Consider the following 20,533-nt stretch of genomic DNA (forward strand, 5'->3'; position numbering starts at 1 on the left):
GGATGCCGTTCTGGCCGCAACCACCAGATACAAATGCACATTGGTCTTGGTCCCTGCTCACCAAATAACGCGCTTTTATGCTGCACTGCAGCAACGCTGGGGTGACACCGCTGATACCCGTGATATAAGGCGCCAAAATTGACACTCGCATGAGCAGGACACGTATATGACGACCCTCGTTTTTGGCCACAAATCCCCCGACACCGACAGCACCGGATCGCCGATCATCTGGTCATGGTATCTTAACACCATAAAAGGGATCGCCGCGAAACCCGTCTTGTTGGGCGAGCCCAACACCGAAGCGCTGTTTGTTCTGGAGCGTTGGTCGCTGGACAAACCCGAGATCATCTCGGATGTGGCCGCAGACACGCCTGTTGTTATCGTCGACACAAACAACCCCGCCGAATTGCCCAGCGGGATCAACGACGCGGATATCCAAGGCATCATCGACCACCACAAATTGGTTGGTGGGCTGGAAACCAAAGGCCCCATCGATATCCGGATCGAACCGCTGGCCTGCACCGCGACCATCATGTGGAAGATGATCGGCAAGGACATGGCGCAGATGCCCACCGCTGTGAAGGGCGCGATGCTGTCGTGCATCCTCAGCGATACGTTGGAATTCCGCAGCCCGACCACAACCCAAGAAGACACCGCGATCGCGCATGAATTGGCCAAAGATCTGGGCATAGACATCGCCGCCTACGCCGCCGAGATGTTTGCTGCAAAATCTGACGTCTCTGCATTTTCCGAAGCCGAACTGCTCCGCATGGACAGCAAAGAATACGCCGTAGACGGCAAGCAATTCCGCGTATCGGTGTTGGAAACCACATCCCCCGCGCAGGTTCTGGACCGCAAAGACGCGTTGATGGCTGCCATGCCCGGCGTTGCGACCCAAGACGGCGCCGATCAGGTATTGTTGTTCGTTGTCGATATCTTGCAAGAACAAGCCACACTTTTGGTGCCCAACGATCTGGTGAAATCCATCGCCGAAAAGAGCTTTGACGCGACCGTAACCGGCGACACCGTTGTCTTGCCCGGCATCATGAGCCGCAAAAAGCAGATCATTCCGAACCTCAAGGTCTGATCAACCCAATCCGGGCCATGCGCCTGCACCCAACCTAACGGAGCTGGCCATGACCCGGATCATCCCCACATTATCTGACATATCTACGCAATATGACGCGCTTTTCGTCGACCTTTGGGGCTGTGTGCACGACGGCGTGACCGCCCTGCCTCAGGCCGTTGCCGCGTTGCAAGCCTACCGCAAAACCGGCGGCAAAGTGGTGCTTGTCACCAACTCACCCCGACCCCACGCAGGGGTCGAACAACAGTTGGTCACATTCGGCGTGCCCGATGACAGTTGGGACGCGATCGCCACCTCTGGCGACAGCGCGCGGTCTGCGATGTTTCAGGGGGTTGTGGGCAAACGGGTCTGGCACATTGGCTACCCCGGCGACGAGCGGTTTTTTGCCCCGATTGGGGTCATCGAAAACCCGATTGATGTACAGCCCGTGCCATTGGATCAAGCCGAAGGCATCGTCTGCACGGGGCCCCAAGACCCGCTTGCAGATCCTGCCGTGATGCGGCCAGAGTTCCTTTTGGCCAAGCAACGCGGGCTCAAACTGTTGTGCGCGAACCCTGACATCATCGTGGACCGGGGCGAGCAACGCGAATGGTGCGCGGGTGCGTTGGCCCAATTGTATACCGAAATGGGCGGCGAGAGCCTTTATTTTGGCAAACCTCACCCGCCTATTTATGATCTGGCGCGGCGCAGGTTGGCAGCGTTAGGCACAGACATCCCCGACAACCGAATTTTGGCCATAGGCGACGGCGTTCTGACCGACATCGCCGGTGCAATGGGCGAAGATATTGATTCGCTGTTCATCACAGGTGGGTTGGCCGCAGCGAACACCAAAACCCAAACGCAACCCGACCCAGGCGCCCTTAACGCCTATCTGCAAAAGGAAAAATCGAACCCCACCTTTGCAATCGGGTACCTACGCTAGGCTATTTTTTACTTGCGTTTCTGCGCCTTCGGGGTAATTAAGTTTCAACTTGTATTTGATATGAGTTAGAAAGCTACCGGAAGGGTCGCTATGTTAGACAATCTGCCCCGTGGAACAATTTGCATCGAAGACATCGAAATGGGCATGTCTCGCGATTTGGCAAAAGTCGTGACAGATGCCGACATAGAAATGTTCGCCCAAGTCTCGACCGACCGGAACCCAGTACATCTAGACGATGACTATGCCCGCGACACCATATTTGGTGGGCGCATCGCCCATGGCATGCTGACGGCGGGTTTGATTTCGGCGGTGATCGGGGAACAACTGCCCGGCCACGGCACCGTCTATCTGGGGCAATCGCTGAAATTTCTGGCGCCTGTTCGCCCCGGTGATCTGGTGCACGCAGAGGTTAAGGTCACCCATATCGACATGGCTAAACGGCGCGTCACACTGGACTGTCACTGCGCGGTTGATGGGAAAAACGTCCTGATCGGAGAGGCCAACGTGCTGGCCCCCTCCCGCAAATTCGACTGACCTGCGCGGCCCCGCACCCAAGCACAGTTTAAGGCACGTCAGATGCTTGCGTGTCTGGCCCGTCGCGGCTAGGCACGTGCCATGAAAATCATCAGAGATTATCAGTTCGTCGCGCCCCACCATCGCGGCGCAAGCGCGGCCATCGGCAATTTCGATGGCGTGCATTTGGGGCATCAATCGGTGATCGATCTGGCGCGCAAAGCCGCCCCGGACGCGCCTTTGGGTGTGGTTACGTTTGAGCCGCACCCGCGCAGTTTTTTCGCGCCCCAGACCCCCGCATTTCGGCTGATGAGCCGTGAAGCCCGCGCCAGCCGGTTGGAAAAGCTCGGGGTGGACCGGCTTTATGAACTCAACTTCAACGCCGCATTGGCCGCTCTTTCGCCGCATGATTTCGCACAGCGTGTCATTGCCGACGGGTTTGGCCTGCGTCACGTGATTATCGGCGCGGATTTTTGTTTTGGAAAAGGGCGCGCGGGCACTGCCGCTGATCTGCAAGACTTTGGCGCGGCGATGGGGTTCGGGGTCACCGTTGCGCCGTTGCTGTCACAGTCTGACAAAACGGTTTCGTCCACCGCCATCCGGCACGCGCTGAGCGACGGCCACCCCCAACTGGCCGCAGATTTGCTGGGCCATTGGCACCGGATCGAAGGCCCGGTGATTGGCGGCGAACAACGTGGTCGCGAATTGGGCTACCCCACGGCGAATATGTCTGTTGACGGTCTGCATCTGCCTGCGTTTGGGGTTTATGCGGTGTTGGTTGATGTGCTCGAAGGGCCGCATCAAGGCAGCTATCACGGTGTGGCGTCGATGGGCGTGCGCCCGATGTTTGGCGAAAACAAACCCAATCTGGAAACCTTCCTCTTTGATTTCAAAGGGGATCTTTACGGCACACCGCTGTCTGTGGCGCTGGTCGAATATCTGCGCCCCGAAGAAAAATTCGATACTCTAGAGGCACTCATCACCCAAATGGATGCAGACAGCACCCGCGCGCGCGCGCGTCTGGAGGCGATATGACCGACCCCATCAACCGCCGCGACCTGCCCAAAAAGTTTTGGGAACGCAAACCCCTGACCAAAATGACCCAAACCGAGTGGGAAGCCTTGTGTGACGGGTGCGGCAAATGTTGCCTGAACAAGCTGGAAGACGAAGACAGCGGCGAAGTCGCACTCACCCGCATCGCATGCCGGTTGCTGAATGACAGCACGTGCCACTGTGCGCATTACGACAACCGCCACCAGTTTGTGCCCGACTGCATCGTGCTGACACCCAACAATCTGGACACACACGCCTATTGGATGCCCGAAACCTGCGCCTACCGGTTGCTGTGGCAGGGGGATCCGCTGCCGCAATGGCACCCGTTGATCACGGGCACGCCGCAGTCGGTGCATGATGCGGGCGTGTCGGTGCAGGGCTGGACGCTAAGCGAATTCGATGTCCCCGATGAAGAATGGGAAGATCATATTATCAAGGAGCCCACCTGATGTTTTTCGCCTCTGACAACGCAGGCCCCGCCCACCCAAGCGTGATGCAACGGGTCGCCGCCGAAAACACCGGTTACGCCATGCCATATGGTGCCGACGACACCATGAACGAGGTGCGCACGCAAATCCGCCACCTGTTTGAGGCCCCTGAGGCAGCTGTCTATCTGGTCGCGACGGGCACGGCGGCCAATGCATTGGCCTTGGCGTGTTATTGCGACCCGTGGCAAACGGTCTTTTGTTCGGACCTCGCCCATATTCAAGAAGACGAATGCAACGCGCCAGAATTCTACAGTGGTGGCGCCAAGCTAAGTCTGGTGGCGGGTGGCGACAAGCTAACACCAGATGCCTTAAGATCCCGTATCGCGGCAGAAGAAACACGCGGCGTGCATGGCCCGGAACGCGGCGCTGTTTCGATCACGCAGGTGACCGAACGCGGGCGCGTTTATACGTTAGACGAGCTGCGCGCGCTTACGGCTGTGGCGCAAGACTTCAAACTGCCGGTCCATCTGGATGGGGCGCGGTTCGCCAACGCGGTTGTGGCGCTGGGGTGTACTCCTGCCGAAATGACGTGGAAGGCGGGCGTTGATGTGGTCAGCTTTGGCGGCACGAAAAACGGCTGCCTCGGGGTCGAGGCCGTGGTTCTGTTTGACCCCAAAAAAGCGTGGGAATTTGAACTGCGCCGCAAACGCGGAGCGCATCTATTTTCCAAACATCGCTACCTGTCTGCGCAAATGGCGGGGTACCTGACCGATGACACATGGCTGACAACCGCGCGCGCGGCCAACGCAAATTCTGCGCGGTTGGCGGCCGGTTTGCGCGCGCACGGTGCGGTGTTTGTAGCCGACCCAGATGCCAATATGATTTTCGCCCAATTCCCCCGCCACGTGCATCAACGGCTGCATGACGCAGGCGCCGCCTACTACATTTGGGACGGCACGCTTGAAGGGAGCGACCCGCAAGAGATGCTCACCGCGCGGCTGGTTTGTGAGTGGTCGATCACCGCCGCCCAGATTGATCAGTTTCTAAGCTATTTCGAGTAGCGCGCGCACCTCGTTTGCCACCGCTTTTGGGTGCGTGATGGGCGCCATATGCCCTGCCCCGATGATCTCTTGCCGCCGCACGTTGGGCAGGCGCGCCGCCAGACTGGTATGGATGGCATCCACAATGGCTGGGCTTTGGTCACCTTGTAACAACAAAACGGGCATCTGCACCCGCGTCAACGCGCCAGTTGCCAATAGGCCCGCGTTGTCATCGAGGATCGCACCGGCTTGTGCGGGCACCAGATGCATGCGGTCGGCCATATAACGGCGGGTCAGTTCGGAGATATCGCTCCACGCGGTGCCGTCCCCCCAAAACCTGTTGAAAAGCCGTGCGGCAACCCGTGCATCGCCCCGTTCTAACGCACGAAAACACGGGGTCGTCGCGGTGGTATGGGCCGCCATTTGATCCGGCGCATCCGCAAGGGCTGCGGCGAAAAACACTGGCTCGATCAGGGACAGGCTGCGGATCATGCGCGGGTGTTCCACCGCCAACCGCAATGCCACCGTCGCGCCAAATGAATGCCCGATCACATCCATTGGTTCGGTCAAATACCGCTGAGCGGTCTGGGTGCATTGTGCGTGGAAATCCTGCGCGACGTCCCAATCAGGGCTGTTGCCATGCCCCGGCAAATCCACGGCAACCAAGCTGAGGTGCGGCTCCAACGCCGCCGCCAGCCCCCGCCACGCGCCTGAATGCGCCAGCGTGCAATGCAACGCCAGCGCAGAGCGCGCGCCCTGCCCGTAATTTCGGACACAGGCGCGGCTGGTTTGGCTCATAAATCGCCGGACAAATGCGCATCCAGATCGTCTATCCGGTCTTGGCCCCAAAACCGCTGCCCGCTGTCTGCGATGTAGAACGGCGCGCCAAACACACCCTGCTCTACCGCCTCTTCGAGGTTGGCGGCATAGGTGTCTGCGCCCGCTAACATGCCGCTTTCGGCGAGATTGGGGTCAAACCCGGCCTCTTCCAGACAAGCCCGCACCACGGCGTCTTCGGCAATGTCTTTTTCGTCCGCCCAGACCGACCGCAAGATCGCATGCATCAGCTTACCCAGGTCACCGCCCCCCGCATTTTGCGCCGCGATGAACGCATAAGACGACGGCGCCGCGTTGGTTGGCCAATGCGCGGGTTTCAAATTAAAGGGCATATCCAGTTTTTTCGCCTGCCGCAGCAGCTCCTGCACACGGTAATCGACACGGCTAAAGTGGCGATCTTTGGGAGGAGTGCCGCCGGTACGTGAAAAAAGCCCCATAATATCAAGCGGTTTATATGTCACCGTGGCCCCATGTTTTGCGATGACTTGTTCGGCGCGATTCCCGGCTAGGTAGGCATAAGGGGAAATTGTAGAAAAAAAGAGGTCGATATGAGCCATTTTGGCCTCCTGATGTGGGTGAGGTTCTTTGCCGATTGGTAAGGCCGTGTTAGGGGAAGTCAACATCACGAATCTGTCACAAACCTTCCTTCGCTCCCCCTCAGGAAATCGTCGATATGCCCCATCTCCAAGAACCCAAACTGATCGCAGGCAACGCCAATATGCCGTTGGCCAACGCCATTGCCCGCCGAATGTCCATGCACCGGGGCAAGCAAGTCGGGCTGGTCGATGCCCGCGTCGAGCGCTTTAACGACGGTGAGATCTTTGTCGAAGTGTTCGAAAATGTGCGTGGCGAGGATATGTTTATCCTGCAATCCACATCGAACCCGGCCAATGACAACCTGATGGAACTGCTGATTATGGCCGATGCCTTGCGCCGGTCTTCAGCGGCGCGGGTCACGGCCGTATTGCCCTATTTTGGTTACGCCCGTCAGGACCGGCGCACCAAGGCGCGCACGCCGATCACCGCCAAATTGGTCGCCAACATGTTGGTCGGCACCGGGATCGAGCGGGTCTTGACCATGGATCTGCACGCCGCGCAAATTCAGGGGTTTTTCGACATTCCGGTGGACAACCTATATGCCTCGCCGATCTTTGCGCTTGATATCCAGACCACCTTCAAAAAACGTATGGGAGAGCTCATGATCGTGTCGCCTGACGTGGGCGGTGTGGCACGAGCCCGTGAATTGGCCAAGCGGATCAACTCACCTTTGGCCATTGTGGACAAACGCCGCGAAAAACCCGGTGAGATCGCAGAAATGACAGTAATCGGTGACGTAAAAGGGAAAACCTGCCTGATTGTGGATGATATCTGCGACACCGCCGGCACCCTTTGTAAGGCGGCAGAGGTCCTACTAGAGAACGGCGCGAAGGAGGTGCATTCCTACATCACGCACGGTGTGCTGTCTGGGCCTGCGGTCGAACGGGTCACCAATTCGGTGATGAAATCGCTTGTGGTCACCGATTCCATCGCCCCCACAGAGCCTGTGCGCAAAGCGCCGAATATCCGCGTTGTGCCCACGGCGCCCGTCTTTGCGCAGGCGATCCTGAACATCTGGAGCGGCACGTCGGTGTCCTCCCTCTTCGAGGCTGAAACGCTCAACCCGATCTACGATGGAACCTACGCCGCAGAATAACGGCGCACGGGCTTTCCACCCCTTTTTAGTCATCACATGGCGGGTACATCACTGTACCCGCCATACTTATGCGTGCCCTCCCCCAAACAGCCTTTAGTTGACCGATTGATCGAAGTGCGCTGTTATGGGCCCACGGCCGGACGTTGGGGGGCGACGCCGGAGGAAGACAGGGAGGGCCTCGCTTTTATAAATGGGGAGGAGAGACCATGGACTATTCCAAGTTGGCCACAGGCCTGCTGTTGACGGCGACCATGACGGGGGGGGCCGCCGCGCAAGACAATATGAACAAGCTGTCCAACATGCAGCGCACCGATGCGACATTCACCACAATCGCACAAAGCGGCGACCGTGCCGACGCGCTTCGCAAAATTGTGCCGCATATTTCCGTGCCGGACGGGTTCGAGGTCAGCCTCTATGCGGTCGTGCCCGACGCAAGGTCCATGGCGGTCGCGCCACAGGGCACCGTGACGTTTGTCGGGACGCGCAAAGACAAGGTGTGGTCCGTCGTCGACCGTGACCGCGACCGCGTGGCAGACGAGGTCATGGATTTTGCGCCATCCGTTACCTTTGATATCCCGAATGGCCCGTGTTTTTCGCCCGATGGGTTTTTGTACATCGCCGAACGCAACCGTGTACTGACCTTTCCGGCGGCTGAGTTTTTCTTTGAAGGGCCCGACCCTGCGGTTGGCGTCGTGGTGGCGCAGGGTGCGTTGGTCCCCGCCGAAGAAGAAAGCTTTAACCACACCGCGCGGGTTTGTCGGGTGGGGCCGGATGGCAAATTATACATCTCATTAGGCCAACCACACAACGTGCAACCCGTTGATAAACTTGACATTTATGACGAATGGGGCATCGGCGGCATCATCCGCATCAATACCGACGGGACGGGCCGTGAAGTCTATACGCGCGGCGTGCGCAACTCTGTCGGGCATGATTTCAACCCGGCCAACGGTGACCTATGGTGGACGGATAACCAGGTCGACGGTATGGGCGATGCCATCCCGCCGGGCGAATTGAATCGCCAAACCTCAGCCGGGCAGCATTTTGGGTTTCCGTGGACAAATGCGCGCGTCGAAATCCCGATGTACAAAGACGTGGCGCGCCCTGAAGGGGTGGATTTCGTCGAACCGCAGGTCGAAATGGAAGCGCATGCGGCTGATTTGGGCATGAGCTTTTATTCCGGCGCTACCTTCCCGACGAAATACCACGGTGGGATCTTTTCGGCCCAGCACGGATCCTGGAACCGCACCACGCCCATCGGCGCGCGCGTGATGTTCACCGCATTGGATGAAGAGGGCAACGCGACAGGCACCGAAGTCTTCGCGGATGGCTGGCTTGATGGGGACACCGGCGAATATCGCGGGCGCCCGATGGACATCGCGTTCTTGCGTGATGGGTCGATGCTGGTGTCGGATGACTTTGCCGGCGCGATCTGGCGGATCGCATACAGCCAATGAGGCTGTTGCCTTTCATCGTGTCCGGCGCGCTGTTTTGCGCCGGACCAATCGCCGCAGATGTGACGGGAGACCGTGACACGGGGCGCAAGATTTCGGGGCAATGCCGCACCTGCCACGGTGCCGATGGGTTCGCCACAATCCCGATCGCGCCACATATCGGCGGCGAGCCCGCAGATTACTTGCGCGCGCAGTTAACGGCCTTTCGCGATGGCACCCGCACCCATGAAATGATGTCCATCGTTGCCGCAAACCTAACAGATCAAAATATCGCGGATTTGGCCGCGTGGTACGGTGGGCACACTGTGCGCGTCGATCTGTCGGCGGATCCGGCAAACGCGCCTCAGGCGTGCGTCGGGTGCCACGGCGCCGATGGGATACACCTAACCGACGATGTGCCCAATTTAGCCGGCGAGACGAACATTTACATCGACACCCAGCTCAAAGCGTTTCGCAGCGGCAAACGACAGCATGCCATCATGAGCAGCGTCGCCGCCGATTTGACCAACGCAGAGATCCGCGCCTACGCCGATTGGTACGCGGCGGTAAAGCTGTATATCGATACCGTCGAGTAGCCGCCGCGCCAAGCTCGCCGAAAAAATCACCACCAAACCTACCGGCGAAACACTTTGTCAGACCACGCCCAGCGGCCCGTTTTGGCCCCCATGCGACGGTCTACCTCGGCCATGAACCCGGCATCTTGGGTTCTTTCTGGCAGGCCGCTCCATGCGTCTTCACGTGTCGCTGTTTTCATCGCATTTGATAGTATTCCAAACATGGTATTCTCCGGTATATGTGATTACCTTTCAACTATATCGCGCGTTTATGGAAAACGGCAAAGCAATACGATTTTTGTTATGTAAGCTAGGCTATCAAATGAATTGGACTAACATCCCCTCGCTGTCGGCCCTGCGGGCCTTTGAAGCGGCGGCACGGTTGCAAAACCTAAGCGCTGCGGCACGGGAATTAAACGTGACGCATGCGGCGATTGCTCAGCATGTGCGCACATTGGAACACGCGTTTTCCGAAAGCCTACTGATCCGGCAAGGGCGTGGGGTCGCCCCGACGCCGGCAGGCCAACAATTGGCCGCACGCCTTAAATCCGGGTTCGAAATCATCGCGGATGCGGTGCAAGATCTGCACGATAACACCGCCGATAGGCCGTTGAACATTACTGTCACGCCCGGTTTTGCCACCAGTTGGTTGATGCCCCGTATCGGTGAATTTTGGGCGCAACACCCGCAAGTTCAGCTCAATATTACGCCCAGCACCGCGTTGATCGACCTGCGACGCGATGGGTTTGACCTCGCTGTGCGCTATGGGGAAGGCGTCTGGCCCAAACTGACGTCAGAGCTGCTGACCGCCGCGCAATATTGGGCGGTAGCGCACCCCGATCTGGTCGCAGGGCGGACAGTGCGCAGCCTGCACGACCTCAGCGATCTGCCATGGTTGCTGGATGTGCACCAGCTAGAACGCCACCGCATCATCGAGGCCGAAGGGTTGGATCTATCGACGCTACAGGTCACCCAATTGAACACCAATGATCTCGCCTTGTCGGCGGCAACAGCAGGACTGGGCGTAACCGTGCAACCCCGGCCGTTGGTGGAACGTGACATCAACACCGGGCAGCTGGTTAAGCTGTTGGCGCTGCGCGAGGGTGGTCTGGGGTATCATATGGTGACGGTGCCAGGGCGCACGCCGCCCGCATTGAAAATATTCATGCGGTGGCTGCGCGAAAAAGCGGCCTCTTGGTGACCCCCTGCCCCAAACAACAAAAAACCCCGCCGAAGCGGGGCCTTTTATAGCGACAGGTGAGCCCTGCGCATTGTCAGACGATCACAGGTTAATGTGATCCCCAACCGCGACCATATCGGCGAGCAGCTTGGCTGCGTCATCGACAGGACCCGGTTCGTTCACAAAGGTCTCTTTGGCCTTGTTCAGCGCGTCTTCGGCCTCTTTGACCAGCGCTGCCAAAGTATCAGCCGTCACCTCATCACGGGGCATCGCGCGTTCCGCGAGAACGGTCACGCCTGACGTTGTGATTTCGGCAAACCCGCCCGTTACCACATATTCGGTGGTACCGTCGGCGCCCGCCGCGCTTAGGACACCGGGGCGCAATGTAGTGATGGTGGGGGCATGCCCCGCCATCGCCGTCATGTCGCCGTCGGCACCTGGGATCTGCACCGACGTGACCTGCACAGAGGCAAGCCGCCGTTCCGGCGAGACCAGATCGAATTGCGTTGTATCAGCCATTCAGACCTCCTTAGGCAGCGTCTGCTGCCATTTTCTCGGCTTTGGCTTTCACTTCTTCGATGCCGCCAACCATGTAGAACGCGCCTTCGGGCAGGTGATCGTATTCACCGGCCACAACCGCTTTGAAGCTCTCGACTGTGTCGGCCAAAGGCACCTGCACACCGTCAGACCCGGTGAAGACCTTCGCAACATCGAACGGCTGGGACAGGAAGCGCTGGATTTTCCGGGCACGTGCCACGGTCAGCTTGTCCTCTTCCGACAGTTCATCCATGCCGAGGATCGCGATGATATCTTGCAACGATTTATAACGCTGAAGGATACCTTGAACCTCACGGGCAACTGCGTAGTGCTCTTCGCCCACAACCTGTGGATCCATCAAGCGCGACGAGCTGTCGAGCGGGTCAACCGCCGGGTAGATACCCAGCTCTGAGATCGCACGGGACAGAACCGTCGTCGCATCGAGGTGCGCAAACGATGTCGCTGGCGCAGGGTCGGTCAAGTCATCCGCAGGCACGTAAACGGCTTGCACGGACGTGATCGAACCGGCTTTGGTGGATGTAATCCGTTCCTGCATCGCACCCATGTCGGTTGCGAGCGTCGGCTGGTAGCCCACAGCAGAAGGAATACGGCCCAACAGGGCGGACACTTCGGAACCCGCTTGAGTAAAGCGGAAGATGTTGTCCACAAAGAACAAAACGTCGGTACCGGATTGGTCACGGAACTGTTCGGCCAGTGTCAGACCGGTCAGGGCAACACGCATCCGCGCTCCTGGAGGCTCGTTCATTTGGCCGTAAACCAGCGCAACCTGCGAGTTCTCGAGGTTCTCGGGGTCGATCACGTTGGATTCGATCATCTCGTGGTAAAGGTCGTTGCCTTCACGCGTCCGCTCGCCAACACCGGCGAACACGGAATAGCCCGAGTGCACTTTGGCGATGTTGTTGATCAGTTCCATGATCAAAACGGTTTTACCAACGCCCGCACCGCCGAAGAGACCAATTTTACCACCCTTGGCGTAGGGGGCCAAAAGGTCGATCACCTTGATGCCGGTTTCCAGCACTTCGGATGTGGTGGACTGTTCGGCGAAGGCTGGCGCTTCCTGGTGGATTGACCGTTTTTCGTCCGCGTTTACAGGGCCCTGCTCGTCAACGGGCTCGCCGACGACGTTCATGATGCGACCCAATGTGGCGTTACCCACTGGGATCGAAATTGGACCAGCTGTGTCGGTCACTTTTTGGCCGCGCACGAGGCCTTCTGTTGCGTCCATCGCGATGGCACGCACGGTGTTTTCACCGAGGTGCTGCGCCACTTCCAGCACAAGACGGTTGCCGTTGTTGTCTGTTTCCAGAGCGTTGAGGATCTCCGGCAGGTGATCTTCGAATTGGACGTCGACGACCGCGCCGATGACCTGAGTAATTTTGCCGACTGCATTTGCCATGTCGTTTCTCCGGTTTGTCTTACAGCGCTTCCGCGCCGGAAATGATTTCGATCAGCTCGTTGGTGATCACAGCCTGACGCGAACGGTTAAATTCGATGGTCAGCTGGTCGATCATATCGCCTGCGTTGCGGGTTGCGTTGTCCATTGCAGACATCCGCGCGCCCTGTTCGGAGGCGCCATTTTCGAGCAGACCTGCGAAAATCTGCGTGGCCACACCGCGCGGCAGCAGATCAGCAAGGATTGCTTCTTCCGACGGTTCGTAATCGAACAACGTCGATGGCTCAGCGCCCTCTTCCGTGTCAAATTTCGCCGGAATGATCTGTTGCGCGGTTGGGGTCTGGCTGACCACATTCACGAATTTGGAATAGAACAATGTAGCCACGTCGAATTCGCCCGCGTCAAAACGTGCAAGCACGTCTTTTGCGATACCCTGCGCATCTGCATAGCCCACGCGTTTGACCTCGGTGAGGTCCACGTGGCCAATGAAGAAACTACCCAGATCGCGTTTCAACTGATCGCGACCCTTTTTACCAACGGTCAGAACTTTGACGTCCTTACCTTCGGCTTGCAGTTTTTGCGCATGGCTGCGCGCCAGTTTGGCGATGTTGGAATTGAAACCGCCACACAGACCCCGCTCGGAGGTCATAACAACGAGCAGCTGCACTTTGTCACTGCCGGTCCCCGACAGCAACTTGGGTGCGGAATCAGAGCCGCCCACCGATGCAGCCAACCCCGCCATCACGGCATTAAACCGTTCTGTGTAAGGGCGCGACTGTTCGGCAGCTTCCTGCGCGCGGCGAAGTTTCGCCGCGGCAACCATTTGCATGGCCTTTGTGATCTTGCGGGTCGATTTGACCGACGCGATCCTGTTTTTCAGGTCCTTAAGGTTAGGCATTGCTGCTTATCCCCTTATGCGAAATCAGCGGCAAATTCGCCGATCGCGGCCTTGATGGCATCGGCCAGTTCGTCTTTAACCTTGCGGTCGTTGTTGGTGATATCGTCCAACAGCGCCTGATGCTTGGAGCGCAGATGCGCCAGCATGCCAGTTTCAAAACGACCCACCTCTTTGACGTCGACCTTGTCGAGGAACCCGTTGGTCCCTGCAAAGATCACGCAAACGATTTCGGCGTTGGTCAGTGGCGAATACTGCGCTTGCTTCATCAGTTCGGTCAAACGCGCACCGCGGGCCAGCAGCTGCTGGGTCGAGGCATCAAGGTCTGAACCAAACTGCGCAAAGGCAGCCATTTCGCGGTACTGCGCCAGCGACAATTTCACCGGGCCAGCCACAGACGACATCGCCTTGGTTTGCGCCGAAGACCCAACCCGCGACACCGACAGACCGGTGTTCACAGCAGGGCGGATGCCTTGGTAGAACAGTTCGGTTTCCAAGAAGATCTGACCGTCGGTGATCGAAATCACGTTGGTCGGAATAAACGCGGACACGTCACCACCTTGGGTTTCGATGATCGGCAGCGCCGTCAAAGACCCGTTACCAGCGGCATCGCCCAGTTTCGCGGAGCGTTCCAGCAAACGAGAGTGGAGATAGAAAACGTCGCCAGGGTACGCTTCACGGCCCGGTGGGCGACGCAGCAACAGTGACATCTGACGGTAAGACACGGCCTGTTTGGACAGATCATCATAGACGATCAGCGCGTGGCGGCCATTATCGCGGAAATGCTCGGCCATGGCTGTCGCAGCGTAAGGTGCCAAGAACTGCATCGGCGCGGGTTCGGACGCTGTTGCGGCCACAACGATCGAATACTCAATCGCGCCCGTTTCTTCGAGCTTTTTGACCAGCTGCGCCACGGTGGACCGCTTTTGGCCAATCGCAACGTAGACACAATAGAGCTTTTTGCCCTCATCGTCGCCGGCCGCTTCGTTGTAGGATTTTTGGTTCAGGATCGCATCGAGCGCCACAGCAGTTTTACCTGTCTGACGGTCGCCGATGATCAATTCGCGCTGACCACGACCAATCGGGATCATCGAATCGACGGCCTTGAGGCCGGTTGCCATGGGTTCGTGCACCGATTTACGCGGGATGATGCCCGGCGCTTTGACTTCGGCCTGCGATGTGGTCGATGTCGTGATCGGACCTTTGCCGTCGATCGGGTTGCCCAGACCGTCAACAACACGGCCCAGCAGTTCGTCGCCTGTGGGCACGGACACGATAGAGTTCGTGCGCTTGACGGTGTCACCTTCTTTGATGTCCCGGTCGGACCCAAAGATCACGACGCCGACGTTATCGGCTTCGAGGTTCAGCGCCATACCCTGGATGCCACCGGGAAATTCGACCATTTCACCGGCCTGCACATTGTCCAGACCGTAAACGCGCGCGATACCGTCACCGACGGACAACACACGACCAACTTCGGCCACTTCGGCTTCCTGACCGAAGTTTTTGATCTGGTCTTTCAGGATCGCAGAAATTTCTGCAGCTTGGATACCCATTTATCCGACCTCTTTCATTGCATTCTGGAGGGAATTCAGTTTCGCGCGGATCGATGTATCGACCATGCGCGAACCCACTTTGACGATGAGACCACCGATGAGGCTTTCATCTACGGTTGCATCGAGTGTCACGGTTTTGCCTGTGGAGGCTTTGAGCGATTTGGCCAGTTTATCGACCTGCGTTTTCGTCAACGCTTTGGCAGATGTCACCTCGGCGGTGACCTCGCCCTTCTCTGCCGCGATAATATCGCGCAACGTGCCGACCAATTGCGGCAGCACGAAGAGACGGCGTTTTTGCGCCATCAAGGCCAACGTGTTGGCAATGGTCTCTGACAACGCCATTTTCTTGGCGATGGCTGCGATGGCCGCGGCCTGATCGTCGCGCGAATAAATCGGTGACCCGATCAATGCACTAAAATCGGCGCTTTCACCAAGCGCGGTTTTCAACGCATCGAGATCTTTCTCGAGCGCGGCAACCGCATTGCCGTCCTTTGCAATTTCATAGACCGCAGTCGCATAACGCGCAGCGATACTTGTGGAAATCGAAGCTGGTTCTGACACGTCCACCCTTCCGATGTTCTGGCCCCGGATGCACGAAATGAACGCGTCACCGAGAGTGTTGGCGCGGCTTGAAGTAACTCAAGACGTCGAAATCAGCGGTGATGTAGCAGACAGGATCACACCCCGCAACATGAGATAGCGCAATGGCAATATAGGTGTTATTCAGCGTTTTCAGGGACTTGATGCCAGTGCGACCGTTTGGACGCTAAGAAACTTTTAACTTTTTGCGCAATTGACCCCGGTTTTTTCGATTCCCCCCGCCTAAATTTGCGAACATCGCGCGATTTTGATGCCCCAACGCGGCCTGCCGTCAAACCGGTTTGACCGCAGGTTTCATCACCGAGCTGGCCCGCAATTTGCGCCCCCGTTCTGTTTTGGCTTTGGGCGGGTAAACCAGTTTGGTCGCCTCCACGATAACCGCCCCCCCCGCCAATATCGTCGGCATCCCGCGGCCGATCTTTTCAAACGCCGGGCCCGATTTCATCCATATTTTTCGCACCGACGGCACCTGATACAACGCGCTCACGTGGCGTTCGGGCAAGAATTGATGTTTGCGCAATTGCGCTTCGAGCTGACCGGGCGAATAGGGCCGCCCAAAGCCGAAGGGTGTTCTGTCGCGCCGCGCCCATAGCCCGGCCCGGTTCGGCACGATAAATAACGCCCGCCCGCCCGGCCCCAACACCCGCCAGCATTCCTCTAGCAGGTCCGAGGCCCGTTCCGAGGTTTCGAGCCCATGCAGCAGGATCAACTTGTCCACGTGCCCGGTTTCTAACGGCCATAGCGTTTCTTCTGTCAAAACCGCAACATTCGGCATTTTGGCGGGCCAAGGCATCACCCCTTGGGGACCGGGCATCAACGCCATGACCCGGCGCGCCTCTTTGAGGTAGGGCCGCAATAACGGCGCCGCAAAGCCATAGCCAACCACCGTCTGACCCTTGGCTTCGGGCCAAAGTTCCAGAATACGGGCGCGTAAGCTCGCCTGAGCCGCCCGCCCCAGCGCCGAGCGATAGTAGAAGTTACGCAAGTCTTGCACGTCTAGATGCATTGCAGCCCGTCTCGTGTTGGGTCAATCTGTACCGAGCTTCGCAAACCACAAGGAAAATGACCATGCCCTTTGATCCGCTTGAGATCGTCACGGTGCCCTGCCTGTCGGATAACTACGCGTTTTTGGTGCATGATCGCCGATCAGGGCAGACAGCGTTGGTTGATGTGCCAGACGCCGCGCCGATTCTACAGGTGTTGTCGGCACGCGGATGGTCCTTGAACGCGGTGTGGTTGACGCATCACCATCCGGATCACGTGCAGGGGCTGAAAGAAATACAGGGTGTATATAGCGTAGAGGTGGTGGGCGCTGCCGCCGATGCGCACCGCCTGCCCCCCCTGACCCACGAGGTCCGCGAGGAAGACAAATTCGTTTTCGCCAACCGCGATGTCGAGGTGATCGAGGTGCCCGGCCATACCGTCGGCCATATCGCATTTCACATCCCCGACGAAGAGGCCGTCTTTACCGCCGATAGTCTGATGGCTTTGGGGTGCGGGCGTCTCTTTGAAGGGTCGCCGGTGCAAATGTGGGACAGCCTGCAAAAGCTGATGGCGCTGCCCCCTCAGACAACTATATTCTCTGGTCATGAATATACCGCGTCCAACGGTAAGTTTGCGTTAACCATTGATCCCGATAATCCTGACCTTATATCTAGACGCGAAGCCATCGCCACAGCACGCGCTGCAGATGAGGCTACCGTTCCTTCCACGCTGGCGCTTGAAATGGCGACAAATCCATTTCTGCGTGTCGCCGACCGTGATATCCGCGCCCGTCTGGGCATGACTGACGCCGCGGATGTTGAGGTCTTTGCTGAAATCCGCGCCCGCAAGGACGCCTTCTAATGCCGAATTCGCAGTCTTTTATGCAGGCTTCACGTACTTTGTGACTAAAAATGAGAAAAAAGACCTTGAAGCAGGGCTGCGATCAACCAAACTCTAACGTTATGAGGCCATGGTCATCTGACGGATCGGCATGAACCGGATCCGCCACTGACCCCGATCAGAAGGAGCACGCGCCGTGCCTTCATTTTCGACCACACTGGAACAGGCAATCCATTCCGCACTGGCATTGGCTAATGCCCGTCGTCATGAATTTGCAACGCTGGAACATCTGCTTCTGGCACTCATTGATGAACCCGATGCAACGCGGGTGATGAAAGCATGCAGCGTCGATATCGATGATCTGCGCACAACTCTGGTAGAGTTCGTTGACGAAGATCTCAGCAATCTGGTGACAGATGTAGATGGCTCTGAAGCCGTCCCAACTGCCGCATTTCAACGGGTTATCCAACGCGCGGCCATCCACGTGCAATCTTCTGGCCGCACCGAAGTGACCGGTGCCAACGTGCTGGTCGCTATTTTCGCGGAACGCGAGAGTAATGCAGCCTATTTCCTGCAAGAGCAGGACATGACCCGCTATGACGCTGTGAACTTCATCGCGCACGGCGTTGCAAAAGACCCCGCCTTTGGCGAGCAACGCCCGGTTTCCGGCGCGCCCGAGCATGAAGAAGAGGCCCAAGGGGTCACAGATGGCGAAAAGAAAGAGAGCGCGCTTGAGAAATATTGCGTCGATCTCAATGCGAAATCCCGCGAGGGCGATATTGACCCCCTGATCGGTCGGGATTCTGAGGTCGAACGTTGCATTCAAGTGCTGTGCCGTCGGCGCAAAAACAACCCGCTTCTTGTGGGTGACCCAGGCGTTGGCAAAACGGCCATTGCAGAAGGTTTGGCGCGCAAGATCGTCGCTGGAGAAACACCCGAAGTTCTGGAAAACACTACGATATATTCGCTCGACATGGGGGCGTTGCTCGCTGGGACGCGATACCGTGGTGATTTTGAAGAACGGCTCAAGGCTGTCGTGAACGAGTTGGAACAGCATCAAGATGCCGTTCTGTTTATCGACGAAATCCACACTGTGATCGGTGCCGGCGCGACATCTGGCGGGGCGATGGATGCTTCTAATTTGCTCAAACCTGCGTTGGCGGGTGGCAAGCTGCGCACCATGGGCTCCACAACCTACAAAGAGTTCCGCCAGCATTTCGAAAAAGATCGCGCATTGAGCCGTCGTTTCCAAAAGGTCGATGTCAATGAGCCGTCGGTCGAAGATGCGGTGAAAATTCTGCGTGGATTGAAACCTTATTTCGAAGATCACCATTCAGTCAAATACACTGCCGATGCGATAAAAACATCGGTGGAATTGGCGTCACGTTACATCAATGACCGCAAGCTGCCCGATTCGGCGATTGATGTCATCGATGAGGCAGGCGCCGCGCAACATCTGGTTGTGGCAGCGAAGCGCCGGAAAACGATCGGGACTAAAGAAATCGAGAATGTCGTGGCCAAGATCGCCCGTATTCCACCCAAATCGGTCTCGAAAGATGATGCGCAAGTGCTGAAAGACCTAGAAGGGTCGTTGAAGCGTGTGGTGTTTGGCCAAGACAATGCGATCGAAGCTTTGGCCTCTGCGATCAAATTGGCGCGCGCAGGCTTGCGTGAACCAGAAAAACCCATCGGCAACTATCTCTTCGCGGGCCCTACTGGTGTCGGGAAGACAGAAGTCGCCAAACAGTTGGCCGATACATTGGGCGTAGAACTTTTACGGTTCGACATGTCTGAATATATGGAAAAGCACGCTGTCAGTCGTTTGATTGGCGCCCCTCCAGGCTATGTCGGCTTCGATCAAGGCGGCATGCTTACCGATGGCGTAGATCAACACCCGCATTGTGTGCTGTTGCTTGACGAAATGGAAAAAGCCCACCCCGACGTGTATAATATACTGTTGCAGGTGATGGACCACGGCAAGCTAACCGATCACAATGGGCGCACCGTGGATTTCCGCAACGTGGTCCTCATTATGACCTCAAATGCCGGCGCTTCTGAGCAGGCTAAAGAGGCTATCGGGTTTGGCCGCGATCGTCGCGAAGGTGAAGATACAGCAGCCATTGAGCGGACGTTCACACCAGAATTCCGTAACCGGCTGGATGCTGTCATTAGTTTTGCCCCCTTACCCAAAGAAGTCATTTTGCAGGTGGTCGAAAAATTTGTCCTGCAACTGGAAGCGCAGTTGATGGATCGCAATGTGACTATTGAGCTCACCAAACCTGCTGCAGAATGGTTGGCCGACAAAGGATACGATAGCAAGATGGGCGCTCGTCCACTGGGTCGGGTCATTCAAGAGCACATCAAAAAGCCATTGGCCGAAGACCTCCTCTTTGGCAAGTTGGCAAAGGGCGGGATCGTTAAAGTCGGGATCAAGGGAGGCGAAATCGATCTAAAGATCGAAGGGCCAGACAAGCCACGTATATCAGGGGATAAGCCGCCCCTTTTAACGGCTGAGTAGCAAATTACCGACTTAAGAACGCTCCGCATAGTATGCGGAGCGTTCTTAATATTACATCTCTGTCCCTACTAACCGCCACTGATAGTGCGATCTTAGTCCGTGCAGAGAGGTCGTCTCAGACATTTATGTTGGCGGTTAAGATGGATGGCATGAACGAAGAAGTGTTTTAGAATGAAGAACCGAAAGGACGATGCAGCGACGCGCAGGTCGTGCATTGCCCGGGGGGCGATCCTGAAGCAAGCGGAGAGGGCGGTGTACCGGTTTCTGAACTATGCCGCGAGCATGGCATAAGGTGCCCCTAGTTTCCTAGACACCTGCCTCGTTCATTTTCCTTCGTTCGATTTCATAGTCAACTGGCGACAGCATGCCATTGCTGGCGTGCTTGCGTGTCGAGTTGTAAAACACTTCGATGTAATCGAACACGCCCT

General features: G+C 57.5%; 22 protein-coding genes. 12 read left to right on the plus strand and 10 right to left on the minus strand.

The features are described 5' to 3' along the window. Positions 1–166: 166 nt before the first annotated feature. From ABJH13_RS10050 to ABJH13_RS10075, 6 genes are all read left to right on the plus strand, one after another. Positions 167–1,087: a manganese-dependent inorganic pyrophosphatase gene (locus tag ABJH13_RS10050; RefSeq protein ID WP_348406076.1), complete on the plus strand. Its 921-nt coding sequence runs from the start codon at positions 167–169 to the stop codon at positions 1,085–1,087. 49 nt (positions 1,088–1,136) lie between these two features. Then, a complete protein-coding gene (locus ABJH13_RS10055) occupies positions 1,137–2,009 on the plus strand; it encodes a TIGR01459 family HAD-type hydrolase (protein ID WP_348406077.1) in 873 nt (290 codons plus the stop codon). Positions 2,010–2,099: 90 nt separating this feature from the next. After that, on the plus strand, positions 2,100–2,543 hold the full coding sequence (locus ABJH13_RS10060) for a MaoC family dehydratase (RefSeq protein ID WP_348406078.1): 444 nt from the start codon (positions 2,100–2,102) through the stop codon (positions 2,541–2,543). Positions 2,544–2,624: 81 nt separating this feature from the next. Continuing rightward, positions 2,625–3,557, plus strand: coding sequence for a bifunctional riboflavin kinase/FAD synthetase (locus ABJH13_RS10065; protein WP_348406079.1), 933 nt, complete (start codon positions 2,625–2,627; stop codon positions 3,555–3,557). Further along, entirely contained in the window at positions 3,554–4,024 is a 471-nt protein-coding gene (locus ABJH13_RS10070; RefSeq protein WP_348406080.1) for a YcgN family cysteine cluster protein, read from the plus strand. The genes ABJH13_RS10065 and ABJH13_RS10070 overlap by 4 nt, the downstream gene beginning before the upstream one ends. Next, on the plus strand, positions 4,024–5,064 hold the full coding sequence (locus ABJH13_RS10075) for a beta-eliminating lyase-related protein (RefSeq protein WP_348406081.1): 1,041 nt from the start codon (positions 4,024–4,026) through the stop codon (positions 5,062–5,064). The genes ABJH13_RS10070 and ABJH13_RS10075 overlap by 1 nt, the downstream gene beginning before the upstream one ends. On the opposite strand, the gene ABJH13_RS10080 is transcribed toward ABJH13_RS10075, so the two are convergent. Both ABJH13_RS10080 and ABJH13_RS10085 read right to left on the minus strand, forming a co-directional pair. Next, positions 5,047–5,841: an alpha/beta hydrolase gene (locus ABJH13_RS10080; protein ID WP_348406082.1), complete on the minus strand. Its 795-nt coding sequence runs from the start codon at positions 5,839–5,841 to the stop codon at positions 5,047–5,049. The two genes, ABJH13_RS10075 and ABJH13_RS10080, sit on opposite strands and share 18 nt — an antisense overlap. Next, complete coding sequence (locus ABJH13_RS10085; protein ID WP_348406083.1) at positions 5,838–6,437, minus strand: 2-hydroxychromene-2-carboxylate isomerase; 600 nt, start codon at positions 6,435–6,437, stop codon at positions 5,838–5,840. The genes ABJH13_RS10080 and ABJH13_RS10085 overlap by 4 nt, the downstream gene beginning before the upstream one ends. Positions 6,438–6,553: 116 nt before the next feature. On the opposite strand from ABJH13_RS10085, the gene ABJH13_RS10090 reads away from it, so the two are divergent. The 3 genes from ABJH13_RS10090 (at position 6,554) to ABJH13_RS10100 (ending at position 9,602) form a co-directional block, all read left to right on the plus strand. Next, positions 6,554–7,573, plus strand: coding sequence for a ribose-phosphate pyrophosphokinase (locus ABJH13_RS10090; RefSeq protein WP_348406084.1), 1,020 nt, complete (start codon positions 6,554–6,556; stop codon positions 7,571–7,573). A gap of 251 nt (positions 7,574–7,824) precedes the next feature. After that, entirely contained in the window at positions 7,825–9,030 is a 1,206-nt protein-coding gene (locus tag ABJH13_RS10095; RefSeq protein WP_348406102.1) for a PQQ-dependent sugar dehydrogenase, read from the plus strand. After that, complete coding sequence (locus ABJH13_RS10100; protein WP_348406085.1) at positions 9,027–9,602, plus strand: c-type cytochrome; 576 nt, start codon at positions 9,027–9,029, stop codon at positions 9,600–9,602. Before ABJH13_RS10095 ends, ABJH13_RS10100 begins: the two co-directional genes overlap by 4 nt. A gap of 38 nt (positions 9,603–9,640) precedes the next feature. Here the strand turns inward: ABJH13_RS10100 and ABJH13_RS10105 are convergent, their stop codons facing one another. Then, the gene (locus tag ABJH13_RS10105; protein WP_348406086.1) at positions 9,641–9,805 is read right to left on the minus strand and encodes a hypothetical protein; all 165 of its coding nucleotides are present in this window, start codon (positions 9,803–9,805) and stop codon (positions 9,641–9,643) included. 98 nt (positions 9,806–9,903) lie between these two features. On the opposite strand from ABJH13_RS10105, the gene ABJH13_RS10110 reads away from it, so the two are divergent. After that, the gene (locus ABJH13_RS10110) at positions 9,904–10,782 is read left to right on the plus strand and encodes a LysR family transcriptional regulator (protein WP_348406087.1); all 879 of its coding nucleotides are present in this window, start codon (positions 9,904–9,906) and stop codon (positions 10,780–10,782) included. 81 nt (positions 10,783–10,863) lie between these two features. Here the strand turns inward: ABJH13_RS10110 and ABJH13_RS10115 are convergent, their stop codons facing one another. From ABJH13_RS10115 to ABJH13_RS10140, 6 genes are all read right to left on the minus strand, one after another. Next, positions 10,864–11,280: a F0F1 ATP synthase subunit epsilon gene (locus ABJH13_RS10115; RefSeq protein WP_348406088.1), complete on the minus strand. Its 417-nt coding sequence runs from the start codon at positions 11,278–11,280 to the stop codon at positions 10,864–10,866. Between the two features lie 10 nt (positions 11,281–11,290). Next, positions 11,291–12,715, minus strand: a complete 1,425-nt coding sequence (gene atpD, locus ABJH13_RS10120; RefSeq protein WP_348406089.1) for a F0F1 ATP synthase subunit beta — start codon at positions 12,713–12,715, stop codon at positions 11,291–11,293. A gap of 19 nt (positions 12,716–12,734) precedes the next feature. Beyond that, entirely contained in the window at positions 12,735–13,610 is an 876-nt protein-coding gene (locus tag ABJH13_RS10125; protein ID WP_348406090.1) for a F0F1 ATP synthase subunit gamma, read from the minus strand. 14 nt (positions 13,611–13,624) lie between these two features. Further along, positions 13,625–15,163, minus strand: a complete 1,539-nt coding sequence (gene atpA / locus ABJH13_RS10130) for a F0F1 ATP synthase subunit alpha (protein WP_348406091.1) — start codon at positions 15,161–15,163, stop codon at positions 13,625–13,627. After that, a complete protein-coding gene (locus tag ABJH13_RS10135) occupies positions 15,164–15,724 on the minus strand; it encodes a F0F1 ATP synthase subunit delta (RefSeq protein ID WP_348406092.1) in 561 nt (186 codons plus the stop codon). It abuts the gene before it with no gap. Between the two features lie 310 nt (positions 15,725–16,034). Further along, entirely contained in the window at positions 16,035–16,769 is a 735-nt protein-coding gene (locus ABJH13_RS10140) for a methyltransferase domain-containing protein (RefSeq protein ID WP_348406093.1), read from the minus strand. 62 nt (positions 16,770–16,831) lie between these two features. Between ABJH13_RS10140 and gloB the strand changes: the two genes are divergently transcribed. Together gloB and clpA are read left to right on the plus strand one after the other, a co-directional pair. Continuing rightward, a complete protein-coding gene (gene gloB, locus ABJH13_RS10145) occupies positions 16,832–17,608 on the plus strand; it encodes a hydroxyacylglutathione hydrolase (RefSeq protein ID WP_348406094.1) in 777 nt (258 codons plus the stop codon). Between the two features lie 175 nt (positions 17,609–17,783). Further along, positions 17,784–20,105, plus strand: a complete 2,322-nt coding sequence (clpA, locus tag ABJH13_RS10150) for an ATP-dependent Clp protease ATP-binding subunit ClpA (protein ID WP_348406095.1) — start codon at positions 17,784–17,786, stop codon at positions 20,103–20,105. 306 nt (positions 20,106–20,411) lie between these two features. On the opposite strand, the gene ABJH13_RS10155 is transcribed toward clpA, so the two are convergent. After that, positions 20,412–20,533, minus strand: a 122-nt coding sequence (locus tag ABJH13_RS10155; RefSeq protein WP_348405874.1) for an IS3 family transposase, incomplete at its 5' end; no start/stop codon positions are given.

The organism is Roseobacter sp., from assembly GCF_039970775.1.
Lineage (GTDB): Bacteria > Pseudomonadota > Alphaproteobacteria > Rhodobacterales > Rhodobacteraceae > Roseobacter.

Excerpts from the sequence above, each read along its gene's own strand:
- ABJH13_RS10050 (WP_348406076.1), top strand. The coding sequence starts at position 167 with ATGACGACCCTCGTTTTTGGCCACAAATCCCCCGACACCGACAGCACC.
- ABJH13_RS10055 (WP_348406077.1), top strand. The coding sequence starts at position 1,137 with ATGACCCGGATCATCCCCACATTATCTGACATATCTACGCAATATGAC.
- ABJH13_RS10060 (WP_348406078.1), top strand. The coding sequence starts at position 2,100 with ATGTTAGACAATCTGCCCCGTGGAACAATTTGCATCGAAGACATCGAA.
- ABJH13_RS10065 (WP_348406079.1), top strand. The coding sequence starts at position 2,625 with ATGAAAATCATCAGAGATTATCAGTTCGTCGCGCCCCACCATCGCGGC.
- ABJH13_RS10070 (WP_348406080.1), top strand. The coding sequence starts at position 3,554 with ATGACCGACCCCATCAACCGCCGCGACCTGCCCAAAAAGTTTTGGGAA.
- ABJH13_RS10075 (WP_348406081.1), top strand. The coding sequence starts at position 4,024 with ATGTTTTTCGCCTCTGACAACGCAGGCCCCGCCCACCCAAGCGTGATG.
- ABJH13_RS10080 (WP_348406082.1), bottom strand. The coding sequence starts at position 5,841 with ATGAGCCAAACCAGCCGCGCCTGTGTCCGAAATTACGGGCAGGGCGCG.
- ABJH13_RS10085 (WP_348406083.1), bottom strand. The coding sequence starts at position 6,437 with ATGGCTCATATCGACCTCTTTTTTTCTACAATTTCCCCTTATGCCTAC.
- ABJH13_RS10090 (WP_348406084.1), top strand. The coding sequence starts at position 6,554 with ATGCCCCATCTCCAAGAACCCAAACTGATCGCAGGCAACGCCAATATG.
- ABJH13_RS10095 (WP_348406102.1), top strand. The coding sequence starts at position 7,825 with ATGACGGGGGGGGCCGCCGCGCAAGACAATATGAACAAGCTGTCCAAC.
- ABJH13_RS10100 (WP_348406085.1), top strand. The coding sequence starts at position 9,027 with ATGAGGCTGTTGCCTTTCATCGTGTCCGGCGCGCTGTTTTGCGCCGGA.
- ABJH13_RS10105 (WP_348406086.1), bottom strand. The coding sequence starts at position 9,805 with ATGTTTGGAATACTATCAAATGCGATGAAAACAGCGACACGTGAAGAC.
- ABJH13_RS10110 (WP_348406087.1), top strand. The coding sequence starts at position 9,904 with ATGAATTGGACTAACATCCCCTCGCTGTCGGCCCTGCGGGCCTTTGAA.
- ABJH13_RS10115 (WP_348406088.1), bottom strand. The coding sequence starts at position 11,280 with ATGGCTGATACAACGCAATTCGATCTGGTCTCGCCGGAACGGCGGCTT.
- atpD (WP_348406089.1), bottom strand. The coding sequence starts at position 12,715 with ATGGCAAATGCAGTCGGCAAAATTACTCAGGTCATCGGCGCGGTCGTC.
- ABJH13_RS10125 (WP_348406090.1), bottom strand. The coding sequence starts at position 13,610 with ATGCCTAACCTTAAGGACCTGAAAAACAGGATCGCGTCGGTCAAATCG.
- atpA (WP_348406091.1), bottom strand. The coding sequence starts at position 15,163 with ATGGGTATCCAAGCTGCAGAAATTTCTGCGATCCTGAAAGACCAGATC.
- ABJH13_RS10140 (WP_348406093.1), bottom strand. The coding sequence starts at position 16,769 with ATGCATCTAGACGTGCAAGACTTGCGTAACTTCTACTATCGCTCGGCG.
- gloB (WP_348406094.1), top strand. The coding sequence starts at position 16,832 with ATGCCCTTTGATCCGCTTGAGATCGTCACGGTGCCCTGCCTGTCGGAT.